Source organism: Cellulomonas sp. RIT-PI-Y, assembly GCF_025642745.1.
Lineage (GTDB): Bacteria > Actinomycetota > Actinomycetes > Actinomycetales > Cellulomonadaceae > Cellulomonas.
In genome coordinates, this window is the sequence record NZ_JANZKP010000011.1 from 1 (window position 1) to 14,057 (window position 14,057).

Consider the following 14,057-nt stretch of genomic DNA (forward strand, 5'->3'; position numbering starts at 1 on the left):
CCGTCCTGCCCGGTCCCGCCTCCGAGGACGACCACGACGGCATGACCATCCTCAGCGGCGAGCTGGCCAGCATCCGGCAGAACCTGCCGTCCTGGGCGGTCTCCGAATCCGGGCAGTGGCCGTCCGGGCCCGCCGTCGCGCCCGGCACGGGTTCGCCCGCCGCGCCCGGCACCGCCCCGCTGGAGGCCGTGGCGCTGACACCGCCGCCCCCCGCGCCGGACTCGTTCCCGCGGGTGGCGCTGTCCACCGGCGTCGTGGTGCCGGTCGACGGCGTGCTGCTGATTGGCCGCGCCCCGCAGGCCGCCCGGGCGCCGGAGGGGGTGCGCACCCGGCTGGTCGCGGTGCCCAGCCCCACCCAGGACATCTCCCGCACGCACGCCGAGCTCCGGGTCTCCGACGGACGGGTGCTGGTCACCGACCTGTTCTCGACCAACGGCGTCACCGTGGCCTCCGGCGGTCTGCCGCCGCGCAAGATCGCCGCGGGGGAGCCCGTCGCGGTGGGCGCGGGGGAGATCGTCGACCTGGGTGACGGCGTGACCTTCACCGTGGAGCCGCCTGCATGAGCCCACGCGAGGCCGCGCCGGCACCGCGACTCCCGGGCTACACGTTCTCCCATCTGCTCGGCGGTGGCGGTGCCGCCGACGTGTACTGCTACGACCAGCAGCTGCCAAGGCGCCAGGTGGCGGTCAAGGTGCTGCTGCCCTCGGTCGACGACGCGGAGAAGTCCGCCTTCGAGCGGGAGGCCGACCTCACTGCGCGGGTGTCCCAGCACCCGTCGATCGTCACCGTCTACCAGGCGGGGGTGTCCGAGGACGGTCGCGAGTACCTGGTCATGGAGCACTGCCCGCGCCCGACCCTGGGCCAGCGCTACCGCACCGAGCGGATCGGCGTGCCCGAGGTGCTGCGGATCGGCGTGCAGCTGGCCTGCGCGGTGGAGTCCATGCACCGGGCCGGGATCGTGCACCAGGACATCAAGCCCGCGAACATCCTGGCCAACGACTTCGGCCGGCCGGTCCTGAGCGACTTCGGCATTGCAGCGCCGATCGACGACCCGGCACCCGCGGTCGGCATGTCGATCCCGTGGGCGGCGCCAGAGCTGCTGGCCGCCGCGCCGCAGGCCGGGCCCCGGGCGGATGTCTACTCGTTGGCCGCGACGCTGTTCTCCGCGCTCGCGGGCCGGTCGCCCTTCGAGCGGCCGCACGGCCAGAACGAGGCCGCCGACCTGGTCGGGCGGATCGAACGGGGCACCCCGACCCCGTTCACCCGCGAGGACGTCCCGGCCCGGTTGCACACCGTGCTGGCCCGGGCGATGGCCACCGACCCGGCCCGACGGCACGCGCACGCGGTGGACCTGGCGATGGACCTGCGTGCGGTGGAGGCGGACCTCGGCCTGCCGCTGACCCCGTTGGACCTCGGGGAGGCCCCGGGGGCGGCCGTCGTCGGCGGCGTCGACCCGGACGCGACCCGGGTCCGTGGTGTGCGCCAGATCCGGCCGGACGACGACGCCACCCGGACGCGCCCGGTGCACGCGGTGCCCGCCGTACCGGAGCCCGAGGTCGACCTGCGGGTGTCGGTGGACCCCGAACCCCGGCGCCGGCACACCGGTCGGCTGATCGCCGGGATCCTCTCCGCGGTGGTGCTGGTCGCCGCGGTGGTGGTCGTGCTGCTGGTCACCCGGGACCCGGATCGCGGTGTCAACCGGGACGACGACCCGCTGGCGAACCCGGTGCCCACCGTCGGCCTGACCGTCCCGACCCCGATCGGTCTGAGCGGCACCCGTCAGGCGGACGGCAGTGCGGTCTTCACCTGGCGCAATCCTGATCCGCAGGAGGGCGACAGCTACCTGTGGGGCGTGCTGCGCAGCACCGGCCAGACCCGACTCCAGCCGACCGAGACCACCAGCGTGACCATCCCGGCCGAGGACATCGACGACCTCGACGCGGAGGTCTGCGTCGAGGTGTCGGTGGTCCGGGCGGACCGGCGGGCCTCCACCGCACCGGCCCAGGGGTGCACCGAGTGAGGTGGCCCTGGGACCGCAAGCGCACCGCGTCGACCGCCGCCGTGGTGACGGTGCCCGCCGTGCTGGCGACGCTCGCCGTCGTCAACCCCGGCTTCCCGCTGGCGCAGGTGGAGCTGAACGACGGAGCGGTCTGGCTGACCGCGACCAGCACCCTGCAGCTCGGCCGGTACAACGCGCAGGTCGAGGAGCTCAACGCCGGCCTGGTGGCCAGGAGCGGGGACTTCGACGTGCGGCAGGAGGCCTCCGACGTCCTGCTGGTCGAGCCCGGCACGCTCACCGTGGTCGACCCCGCGTCGGTCGCGGCCGCCGCCGAGGTGCCGGTGCCCGCGGGCGCCCAGATCGCGATGCAGGCCGGAACGGTGGCGGTGCTGGACGGCGACGGCCAGGTCTGGGTGCGCACCCTGGCCGACCTGCCCGCCCTGCAGACCGGCACCGACCCGGCGGACGCCAGCGTGGACGGAGACGCCCGGGTGGTGGTCGGCAGCTCCGGCGACGCCTTCCTGGTTGCCGCGGACACGGGTGACGTGACCCGGATCAGCCCGGTGACCGGGGGGACGGCGACCAGCACCGGGGAGACCGGCCTGGGCGGCGGCGTCGACGCGGTGACCGCGGTCGGCGACACCGTGGTCGGCCTGGACGGCGACACGCTGCGCACCGCGGGCGGTTCGGTGTCGCTGGGCCTGAGCCAGCCGGTGCTGCAACAGGCCGGGCCGCCGGCGGACACCGTCCTGGTCGCGGGGAGCGCCGGTCTGGTCGAGGCCTCGGTGGCGAACGGGTCGGTGACCGCGCAGTACGACGGCGGCAGCCGCGGCGGCACCCCCGCGGCCCCGGTCCGGGTCGGCGACTGCGCGCACGCGGCCTGGCCCTCCGCCCGGGACAACTACCTCATGCTCTGCGACGACCAGGCGGAGCAGCTGCTCACCCTGGACGGGATGACCACCGGCGCCACCCTGGTGTTCCGGGTCAACCGCCAGGTCGTCGCGCTGAACGAGACCCGCGACGGCCGGCTCTGGCTGCCGTTGCAGGACACCGAGCTGCGCGAGCCGGACTGGTCCCAGGTGATCCCGGAGGAGGAGACCCAGGACGACAGCGAGCAGGCGGAGGGCGACCGCACCACCCACGAGCTGGTCGCGGAGTGCTCCACCAACAGCGCCTCTCCGTCCGCGGTCGACGACGACTACGGCGTGCGACCGGGCCGGTCCGCCATCCTGTCCGTGATCGACAACGACACCTCCTCGGACTGCGGCATCCTGGTGATCACCGAGTTCGATCCGTTGCCGGAGTCCTTCGGCACCCTGGAGCCGGTGTACGGCGGCCGGGCGTTGCAGGTCCGCGTCGAGCCGGGCGCCACCGGCACCGCGACCTTCAGCTACTCGATCAGCGACGGCCGGGGCACCAGCTCGCCGTCCACCGCGACCGTCACGCTCACCGTGCGCGACACCCAGAACGATCCGCCGGTCCAGCAGCGCACCGGCAGCATCCTGCTGGAGCAGACCGCCACCGCGACCTACTCGGTGCTGGCCGACTTCACGGATCCGGACGGCGACGAGCTGACCCTGGTCGGCGCCACCGCGGAGAAGGGCACCGCCCGGTTCCGGCAGGACGGCACCCTGACCTACGTCGCCGACGGTGGGGACCTCGGCCCGACGACCGTGCACCTGCTGGTGTCCGACGGGACGAACACCACCGAGGGCACCGTGGACGTGGACGTGCGGGCCGCGGGGTCGTTGGACTTGCAGCTGGACCCGGTGCACGCCCAGACCTACACCGACCTGGCCGTCGAGTTGGACCCGCTGGCCGCGGTGCGCACCCACGGCGCCGAGACCCCGCGACTGGCCGGGGTGGACCAGGTCGGCGGCACCACGATCACCCCCGACCTGGACCAGGGCACCATCCGGTTCTCCGCGGCCTCTGCCGGGACGTACTACGTGTCCTTCACCATCACCGCCGCCCCGCAGCAGGCCACCGGCCTGGCCCGGATCGACGTGGTCGACCCGCCGGAGACCCCGGAGCCGCCGACCGCCGTCCTGGACCGGGCCTGGCTGCCCACCGGCGGCGACCTGACCGTCGCACCGCTGGCGAACGACACCGACCCGGCCGGCGGCGTCCTGGTGCTGCAGTCGGTGAGCGCGCCGGAGGAGCTCAGGGTCGCGGTGCAGAACCACGAGCTGGTCGAGGTCTCCGCGGTCGGCGCGCTGACCGAGCCGGTGGTCCTCGAGTACGTGGTGACCAACGGCAGCGCCAGCGCGACCGGGGAGATCCTGGTCCAGCCGGTGCCCCCGGCCAGCACCTCGCAGCCGCCGGTGGTGCCGAACGCCGTCGTCGAGGTCCGCACCGGCGGCGTGGTCACCATCCCGGTGCTGGCGGACGCCTACGACCCGGACGGCGACACCCTCGCCCTGGTCACCGAGTTCGCCGAGCCGCTCGGGTCCGGCGAGGGTCTGATGTTCGTCTCCGGGGACGTGCTGCGCTACCAGGCACCCGCCACCGCGATGACCGTCCGGGCGACCTTCGTGGTCCGGGACAGCACCGGCAACGAGACCGCGGCCACCGCCACCGTCCGGGTGCACGACTCCGATCCGGCCACCAAGGTGCCGCCCCGCCCGAAGGACGTGGTCGCCCGGGTGTTCACCGGCGACACGGTCCGGATCGCCGTCCCGCTGATCGGCATCGACGTGGACGGCGACGGCGTCAGCCTGCTCGGCGTGGACACCGCGGGCACCAAGGGCCGGGTCACCGCGGTCGGTGCGGACTGGCTGGAGTACGAGGCGCTGCCAGGGGAGTCCGGCACCGACGAGTTCACCTACGCGGTGGAGGACTGGACCGGTCAGCGTGCGGTCGGCACCGTCCGGGTGGGCATCGCCGACCGCCCGGAGGACAGCAACCGGGTCGTGGCCCGGGACGACCAGGTCACCGTGCGTCCCGGCCAGCGGGTGGAGGTGCGCGTCCTGGACAACGACGTCGACCTGGCCGGTGGCGACCTGAGCGTGGACCCGGCGCTGGAAGTGCCCGAGGGTGTGACCGCGGAGGTCCAGGGCCGGCGCGTCGTGGTGGACGCCCCCGACGCGGCGGGCACCTACGCGATCGGCTACACGGCGGTGAACGAGATCGGCGCCTCCTCCGGCGCGGTGCTGACCGTGGACGTCGCCCCGGACGCGGCGGTGCTGCCCCCGGTCGCCCAGGACGTGGTCGTGCCCCCGGCCGACACCATCGACCGGACCTCGGTGGACGTGGACGTGCTGGAGGTCGCCCAGAACCCCAGCGGTCCGATGTCCGACCTGGCCGTCTCGGTGCCCACCAGCGCCCAGGACGTGGCCACCGTGCTGGAGGACGGCACGGTGCGGATCACCCTGGCCGCGACCGCGCAGACCCTGCCGTACCGGCTGACCAACACCGCCGACGACACCGGCACCGCCACCGCCTACGCGTTCATCACCGTGCCCGCCCTCGGCTTCTTCCCGCCGCAGCTGCGACCCAGGGCGGACGAGCTGCGGGTGGCCAGCGGGGACACCCTCACCATCGCACTCGGCGCCCAGGTGCAGGTCGCCCCGGGCCGGACCGCCCAGATCGACGACGCCGGCGCGGTCACCGCGACCCGGTCGGACGGCGGTGCGCTGGTGGTCGACGACACCACGCTGCAGTTCACCTCCGAGCCGGGCTACGCCGGTCCGGCCTCGATCACGGTCCCGGTCACCGACGCCACCGGCCCGGACGACCTGAACGCCCGCACCCGGACGCTCACCCTGCCGATCACCGTGTTCACCGAGGACGACTACCCGCCGACCTTCTCGCCCAGCCGGATCGAGGTCGCGCCGGGCGAGGCCCCGGTGTCGGTGGACCTGCGGAACTTCACCCAGGGCGTCGAGGGCTCCGCCGGGGACCAGGTCTACGGCTTCCGCCTGACCTCCGGGGCACCGGCCGGCTTCACCGCGTCGCTGGACGGCACCCGGCTGAGCGTGTCCGCCGCCACCAGCACGACGAAGGGCAGCGCGGGCACCGTCCAGCTCCAGCTCAGCTACGGCCGCGCCGGCACCATGGACGTCCAGGTCGAGGTGCGCGCCATCGCCAGCACCCGGCGCCTGGCCAGCGTCCCGGACCGCACCCTCAACGACGGCGTGCAGGGGCAGGACACCGCAGTCGACGTGCTCGCCGGGGCGTACAACCCGTTCCCCGAGCAGGCGCTCACCGTGGTCGGCGCCACCGTGCAGACCTCCGGGACCGGCACCGCCTCCGTGTCCGGCGGCAACGTGATCGTCCGGCCGAACGCCGACCTGACCGGGCAGATGGTGGTGCAGGTCCGGGTGCGCGACGCGACCGACGACGCCTCCCGTGAGGTCGCCGCCACCATCTCGCTCCGGGTGCGGGGCAAGCCGGCGGCGCCCAAGGCGCCCCGGGTCGGCGAGGTCCGCGACTCCACCGTGGTGCTCAGCTGGGACGCGCCGGACGCACGCGGCGAGCCGATCACCGGGTACCGCGTCACCGTGAGCCCCGGCGGTCAGCAACGCGCCTGCGCGTCGACCACCTGCACCCTCGACGGCCTGACCAATGACGTCGAGTACACCTTCACCGTGGCCGCCCAGAACGCGGTCGGCTGGTCCGACCCGAGCCCGGCGTCCGCCACCGCCCGGCCCGACGCGGTCCCGGACGCCCCGGCCGCGCCGACCCTGCAGTGGGGCGACAAGGAGATCACCGCGAACTGGGTCGCCCCCGCGTCCAAGGGATCGCCGATCACGTCTTACACCGCGACCATCTCGCCCGCCCCCCGCGGCGGATCGGCCAGCCAGACCGTGACCGGGACCTCGGCGACCTGGCGCGGGCTGGAGAACGGCACGGCGTACACCGTGCAGGTCCGGGCGCACAACCGGGCGCCGCAGCCGAGCGGGTGGAGCCCGTCGTCGGCTGCCGCGACCCCTGCGGCACCGCCGTCGTCGCCGAGCTTCGGTGCCGAAGCGGTGCAGTCAGTGGGCGCCGGTCAGCTCCAGGTCGCGTGGACCCCCTCCGAGTCGGACAACGGCGCCCCTCTGACCTACGTGCTGACCGTCGCGGGCGAGGGTCGGCGGTGGACCGAGCGGTTGGCCGCGAGCGTAACCAGTTACACGATCCCGGGGACCGTGGCCAACAATGCCCCCTACACGTTCTCCCTCTACGCGACCAATGTCGCCGGTGACTCCCGGCCTCTCGTGACGGTCGAGGGGAGGGCGTTCGACGTGCCCAGCGCACCAGGTCAGCCGTCCATCTCTGCGGCCTCTGGTGACACGGCGGCCGGGCAGGGGTGGGTCAGGATCTCCTGGCGGGCGGCCTCCGGCAATGGAGCGGATATCGACCGCTACGACATCCAGACATCGGCGGGAACGGTGACCTCGGTCGGCGCGGCGAATGCCACGATCAGCGGCCTGAGTGCGGGTCAAGCGTTGACGGTTCAGGTCACGGCGCACAATAGGCGAGGATCGGGGCCCCCTGCGGCCATGAGCGTCGCGGACAATACCGTCCGCACCCTCTCCACTGGCCCGCGTGGGCTAACGGTGACACCCATCACCGGTGAGGGACAACCCACACAGGCCACTCTGTCCTGGTCCGAGCCCGATGACGTCGGCGGTACCTCGGTGCAGCAGTACGAGTACCGGCTCTCCGGCTGGGGAGTACTCGGCGCGCCGATCACTTCTCCCGCGCCTGACCCGGCGAACTCCACCTCCGTGAACGTCGCCCTGCCGACCGATCGAGTGGTCACCAACCCGAGCACCGTGACACTGGAGGTCCGCGCCCGGACCGCGATCGGCTGGGGCCCATGGACCTCCTTCGCCCAGCGCGTGGGATGGAGCGAACCAGCGCCCGATCCCACCGGGGGCGCCGACGGATGACCATCGCCCCGACCACCACCTCGCACCACCCGACAGGAGTCCACCCACGATGACCCCCGACGAGTCCACCTGGTTCTCCCAGACCTTCGGCGCGCTGACCCGCAACGTCTCGCGCGCGGTGCTCGGCGCCGACGGCCCGGTGCGGCTGGTGCTGACCGCGATGGTCGCCGAGGGCCACGTGTTGCTGGAGGACGCTCCGGGCACCGGCAAGACCTCGCTGGCCAAGGCGATCGCCGCCTCGGTGCGGGGCAGCCACCAGCGGATCCAGTTCACCCCCGACCTGCTGCCCAGCGACGTCACCGGCGTGACCATCTGGGACCAGGGCACCCGGGAGTTCGTCTTCCACGAGGGCCCGGTGTTCACCTCGGTGCTGCTCGCGGACGAGATCAACCGTGCCTCGCCCAAGACCCAGTCCGCGCTGCTGGAGGTGATGGAGGAGGGGCACGTCACCGTGGACAAGGACACCCACTCCGTGGGCCGCCCGTTCATCGTGATCGCCACCCAGAACCCGGTGGAGCAGGCCGGCACCTACCGCCTGCCGGAGGCCCAGCTGGACCGGTTCCTGGTGCGCACCTCGCTCGGCTACCCGGATCGCACCGCCACGGTGGAGATCCTGTCCGGTCAGCGGGACCGGACCGCCGCGCTGGAGGCGGTGATCGGCACCGAGCACGTGCTGCGGATGGCCGACCTCGCGCAGGGCGTGCACGTCGACGGCGCGGTGCTGGACTACGTGGCGCGGCTGCTGGAGGCCACCCGCGAGGACCCGCAGACCTCGCTGGGTGCGAGCGTCCGCGGTGGTCTGGCGCTGGTGCGGTGCGCCAGGGTCGCGGCCGCCGCGTCCGGACGGACCTACGTGGTGCCGGACGACATCAAGGAGCTGGCGGTCCCGGTGCTGGCCCACCGTCTGGTGCTGGACCCCGAGGCGGACTTCCTGGGTGCGACCACCACGGACGTGGTGCAGCGGGCGCTGGACAGCACGCCGCCCCCGGTGGCGCGGGCCTGAGCGATGGGACCTCTGCGGACTCGACTGTCGGCGGTGGGCTGGGGTGCGATCGCCCTCGGCCTGCCGCTGCTGGTCGTGGGTCTGTGGCTGAGCTGGGCCGAGCTGACCGCCGTCGGCGCGGTCGCGATGGCGGCGGTGCTGGTCGCCCTGGTCACGACGCTCGGGCGGCTGCCGCACGGGGTGCGTCTGGACCTGGCAGACCGCCGGGTGCGGGTGGGGGAGCGCGCGTTCGGCGGCGTCGTGGTGACCGCGCCGCAGCGCCGGACCCGGGCGATCGGGCTGGAGTTGCAGGTCGGGCACGGCCGCGCGGAGCTGGACGTGCCGCCGCTGGCCCCGGGCGCGGTGCATGAGGAGCTGTTCGCGGTGCCGACCCACCGCCGGGCGGTCGTGACCGTGGGCCCGGTGCGGGCGGTGCGGGCCGACCCGCTGGGGCTCGCGGTGCGCCGGGTGACGGCCACCGGCGCGCAGGAGCTGTACGTCCACCCCCGGATCGTCATGCTGACGGGCGCGGACGCGGGCCTGCTGCGTGACCTCGAGGGCGGGTCGACCCGCGACCTGTCGGACGCCGACCTGGCCTTCCACGCGCTGCGGGACTACGTGGTCGGTGACGACCGACGCTCGATCCACTGGCGCACCACCGCCCGGCGCGGGGTCCTGACGGTCAAGCAGTACGAGGACACCCGCCGCACCCAGACCGCCGTGGCGATGTCCACCGACCCGCGCGACTACGCCCGGGACGAGGAGGACCTGGAACTGGCGGTGGGCGTGCTCGCCTCGCTCGGCGTGCAGGTGATGTCCGAGGAGCACCCGCTGGCGGTGCTGGCCGGGACGAACCGGGTCCGCACCACCGGTCGCCGGCCGTTCCTGGACGACTGCTCCGCGCTCGCACTCACCCCGGACGGCTCCGGCACGTCCCTGCTCGGCCGTCGGGTCGCCCGGGAGGTGCCGGACGTGACGCTGGCGTTCCTGGTCACCGGGTCCGAGCCCACCGACGCCGACCTGCGCGCGGCCGCCCGGCACGTGCCCGAGGGCACCCGCACCCTGGCGATCGGCTGTCGTCCCGGCGCGGAGGTGCGGGTCCGGACGTTGCGCGGACTGAGCCTGGTGCAGCTGGGCGCGCTGGACGACCTGCCCCGGGCCCTGCGGCTGGCGGCGCGGGCATGAGCGCGCCGACCGCCGTTCCCGCGCCGACCTCAGCGGAACCGGTCGCCGTGCCGGTCGCGCGGGTGTCGCCGGTCCGGCGGTTCGCCGAGGTCGCCGTGCCGCTGGTCGCCGTGCTGCTCGCCCTCACCCCGCTGCTCCCGGTCTACGGGGGCGCCACGCTGCTGCGCCCGGTGCTCGGCGGCGCGCTGCTCGGCACCCTGCTGGCGCTCGCGATGGTGCGGTGGCGCTGGAACGGCCTGGTCGCGACCGCGGTCACCCTGGCCGCCACGGCGGTGCTCGGCGGACCGCTCGCCACCCCGGACGCCACGATCGCCTCGGTGGTGCCCACCCCGACGTCGCTCGCCCAGGTGGTGCGCGGTGCGGCGCTGGGCTGGAAGGACGCGCTCACCCTGCAACCCCCGCTCGGCGACTCGGGCTGGTTGACGGTGCCGCCGTTCCTGCTCGCGCTGGTCGGCGCGCTGGCCGGTGTGCGGCTGGCGCGGGCGGGTGACCGGTGGGCCCCGTTGTCCGCCGTCCCGGCCCCGGTCGTGCTGGTCGGCGCCGTGCTGCTCGGATCACGGGACACCGTGCTGCCCGCCGTGGTCGGTGCGGTGCTCGGCCTGGGCCTGCTGCTCTGGGCGTCGTGGCGAGCGGGCCGGTTCCGGCTGCGGCGTCCCGCGGCGCTCGCGGTGCTGCTGGTGGTGGCCCTGGGCGCCGGGATCGGTGGCGGCGCGGCGGTGCAGGCCGCCGACGACCGGTTCGTGCTGCGCGAGCGGCTCGTCCCGCCCTTCGACCCCTACGACTACCCGAGCCCGCTGTCGGCCTTCCGCTCGTTCGTGAAGCAAGACGACACCGTCGACCTGTTCACCGTCACCGGTCTGCCCCAGGGCGGCCGGATCCGGCTGGCGACCTTCGACCGGTTCGACGGCGTGGTCTGGAACGTGGCCGGGGACGGCAGCTCGCGCTCCTCCGGGCAGTTCCGCCGGGTCGGCAGCACCGTGGACGACACCGGGGCCGCCGTGGCGGGCGAGCGGGCCGAGGTGGACATCCGGGTGGACGGTCTCACCGGGGTCTGGCTGCCGACCGTGGGCGCGGCGGAGTCGATCACGTTCGACGACGCCACCGCCCAGTCCGAGCTGCGCTACAACGACGCCACCGGCTCCGCCGTCCTCACCGGCGGTCTCACGACCGGCACGCACTACACCGTCGACACCGTGATCCCCGCCGAGCCCGAGGACACCCAGATCGGCGCGGCGGCGGTGGCCCCGACCGACCTGCCCGAACCGAGCGGGGTGCCGGACGCCGTGGTCACCGCCGCCGGTGACGCGGCCCGGGACGCCCGGACGCCGCTGGAGGTGGCCCGCGCGATCGAGCAGGAGCTCGCCGAGAGCGGCTACTTCTCGCACGGGCTCACCGCCGCCGGGGACTACCCGTCGCTGTCCGGGCACGGCGCGGACCGGTTGACCGCCCTGCTCGGCGGGGACCTGATGGTCGGCGACGACGAGCAGTACGCCTCCGCGATGGCCCTGATGGCCCGGGAGATGGGCCTGCCCGCCCGGGTGGTGATGGGCTTCGTCCCCGGGATGACCGACGACGGCACCATCGCCGCGCGGGAGGCCGCCGAGCCGATCACGGTCTCCGGCGCGGACCTCCACGCCTGGGTCGAGATCCCGTTCGACGGCTACGGCTGGATCACTTTCGACCCGACCCCGCCGGAGTCGCAGACCCCGCAGGAGGACGACGAGACCAGCCCGTCCGAGCCGGAGCCCCAGGTCGCCCAGCCGCCGCCCCCGCCCGCCGACCCGGTCGACCCGCCGGACGACGACGCCGAGGACCCGCAGACCGACGATCCCGGCCAGGACACCGAGCTCACCGTGTGGCAGACCGTGCTGCTCGGTGTGGCGGCCGGGTCCGGTGTGCTGCTGCTGATCGCCGCGCCGTTCCTGGCGATCGTGGCGCTGAAGGCCCGGCGACGGCGTCGTCGCCGCTCGGACCCGGCACCGGTGCGCCGGGTGGTCGGAGGCTGGCAGGAGGTCCTCGACCTCGCCACGGACCTGCGGCTGAGCACCGACCCGCTGGCCACCCGCCGGGAGACCGCGGTCGCGCTCGGTGCCGCCTTCGGCGGCCACCAGCCCGCGGACGGTCGTCGAGGCCGCCGGGACCGTGACGCGCACGACCTGGCCCCGGCGGTCCGGGAGCTGGCCGCCCACGCCGACGCCGTGGTCTTCGGACCCGGCGAGCCCACCGTCGACCAGGCCCGCCGGTTCTGGTCCGACGTCGACCGCACCCTGGCCCGGATGCGGGCCGCCACCCCACGTCGGGCACGATGGCGGGGACGGTTCACCGCCCGGTCGTTGCGCGCCCGCGCCGCCGTACGCCGCCGAGACCGGGCGATCAGGACGAGGAGACAGCAGCGATGAGCACCGCAGCCGTGATCGGCGCACCACCCGCCCCCGTGGGTCGTCGCGTCGTCGCCGCCCTGATCGACGGGCTGGGCACCGCGCTGTGCGCCCTGCCGATCTGGCTCGCCGTGCTGACCACCGGCGTGGACGCGGAACGTGCCGCGACCGCACCGGTGCTGCCGGTGCTGCCCAGTCTGATCGGCGGGGGACTGCTGCTGGTGTGGGGCGTCGTGCAGTGGGTGCTGCACGGCACGAAGGGCTGGACGATCGGACGCCGCCTGCTCGGACTGCGCGTCGTCGACGTGATGACCGGTCGGCCGATCGGGCTGGGCCGCGCGCTGGTGCGGACGCTGATCGTCGCGCTCGGCACCGTGGCCTGCGGCGTCGGGCAGTGGGTGGTGCTCGCGTCGGTGTTCTGGGACCCGACCGGCCGCCGTCGTGGTTGGCACGACCGGATCGCGGAGGCCGTGGTGGTCGACGTGCGCGCCACCTCCGCGGGATCGCGGCTGGACGGGTACCGGGAGCGTGACCCGCGGGCCGGTGGCAGGTCCGGCGCGACGCCCACCGCAGCGTCGTCCCTCGCCGCGTCGGCCGCCGGTGGTGCCGCCTCCGAACGGCCGTCCGACGTCACCGCGGGGCCGTCGTCGAGCACGATCCCGGTCCCGCCGTCGGAGGCCGCCGCGGGCCGGCTCCCGGGAGTCACCCCCGTCGCGCCGTCGCGCCCCGACGCTCCGCAGGCGCCCGGTCAGACCCGCTGGGCCGGGATGATCGCGAACGGTCAGCCGCCCCGTGGGCCGGGGCTGGTCCTGCCGCCGCTGGGCGGATCGCGCGCGGCGGCGGACGAGCAGCCGCCGCTCCCGCCGACGACGCCGTCGGCGGGTCGGCCCGCGATCGGCGCGCCGTTGCTCCCGGTCCCCGGGCCGGGGCTCGGCGACACCCAGGGACTCGCGGTCGGTGAGGCGCTGTCCGCCCAGGACGATGCTGCTGGTCCGGCCGCGGGCACGACCCGGGAGACCGATCCCGACGCGATGCGGTGGACGGGTACCCCCGCCGCCGTGCCCGAGGACGGTCCGCAGGCCGGCGTGGCGGCCCCTGAGACCCCGCTGCCCGGCAACGCCATGGGCGACACCACGCAGCTCCCGCCGGTCCCCGGGGAACCGGCCGCCGCGCCCGTCGTCCCGCCGATGGACTCGTTCTGGTCCGACCCGGCGCCCACCCACGACACGTCGACGCCGCCCGGTCCTGCCCGTTCCGCCGCGGGCACCCCGCGGCCCGGGGGGATCGCCCCCGGGCCCGCCGGCTGGGCCGCCCGACTGCCCGACGGCACCCTGCTCGACCTCGACGGCGGCCCGGTGCTGATCGGTCGCAATCCCGCGGGGCTGGTCGGACTGCGGGCGGTGGCGGTGCACGACCCGGGCATGTCGGTGTCCAAGACCCACCTGGTGATCGGTGCGGACGTCGCCGGCGCCTGGGTGATGGACCGCGGCTCGACCAACGGCACCCTGGTCACGCTGCCCGACGGTGAGCGGATCGTCTGCCTGCCCGACCAGCGGGTCCGGGTGGCGCCCGGGTCGGTGGTCTTCTTCGGCGATCTGTCCCTGACCGTCGGCCTGCTCGATCCGGACGCGTGA

The 14,057-nt window shown here is 74.8% G+C and carries 7 protein-coding genes; all 7 read left to right on the forward strand.

The genetic code is table 11. The features are described from left to right. On the forward strand, window positions 1–563 hold a 563-nt coding region (locus tag OGL89_RS05585; protein ID WP_263118913.1), incomplete at its 5' end, for an FHA domain-containing protein. Next, window positions 560–2,020: a serine/threonine-protein kinase gene (locus tag OGL89_RS05590; RefSeq protein ID WP_263118914.1), complete on the forward strand. Its 1,461-nt coding sequence runs from the start codon at window positions 560–562 to the stop codon at window positions 2,018–2,020. The genes OGL89_RS05585 and OGL89_RS05590, both read left to right, overlap by 4 nt. Beyond that, window positions 2,017–7,878 (forward strand): fibronectin type III domain-containing protein, encoded by a 5,862-nt coding sequence (locus tag OGL89_RS05595; protein WP_263118915.1) that lies wholly within the window; start codon window positions 2,017–2,019, stop codon window positions 7,876–7,878. The genes OGL89_RS05590 and OGL89_RS05595 overlap by 4 nt, the downstream gene beginning before the upstream one ends. Window positions 7,879–7,927: 49 nt before the next feature. After that, entirely contained in the window at window positions 7,928–8,881 is a 954-nt protein-coding gene (locus OGL89_RS05600) for a MoxR family ATPase (protein WP_263118916.1), read from the forward strand. A 33-nt stretch (window positions 8,882–8,914) separates the two neighbouring features. Continuing rightward, window positions 8,915–10,045, forward strand: coding sequence for a DUF58 domain-containing protein (locus OGL89_RS05605; protein WP_263118917.1), 1,131 nt, complete (start codon window positions 8,915–8,917; stop codon window positions 10,043–10,045). Further along, window positions 10,042–12,444 (forward strand): transglutaminase-like domain-containing protein, encoded by a 2,403-nt coding sequence (locus OGL89_RS05610; RefSeq protein ID WP_263118918.1) that lies wholly within the window; start codon window positions 10,042–10,044, stop codon window positions 12,442–12,444. The genes OGL89_RS05605 and OGL89_RS05610 overlap by 4 nt, the downstream gene beginning before the upstream one ends. Continuing rightward, window positions 12,441–14,057, forward strand: coding sequence for an RDD family protein (locus tag OGL89_RS05615; protein ID WP_263118919.1), 1,617 nt, complete (start codon window positions 12,441–12,443; stop codon window positions 14,055–14,057). The genes OGL89_RS05610 and OGL89_RS05615 overlap by 4 nt, the downstream gene beginning before the upstream one ends.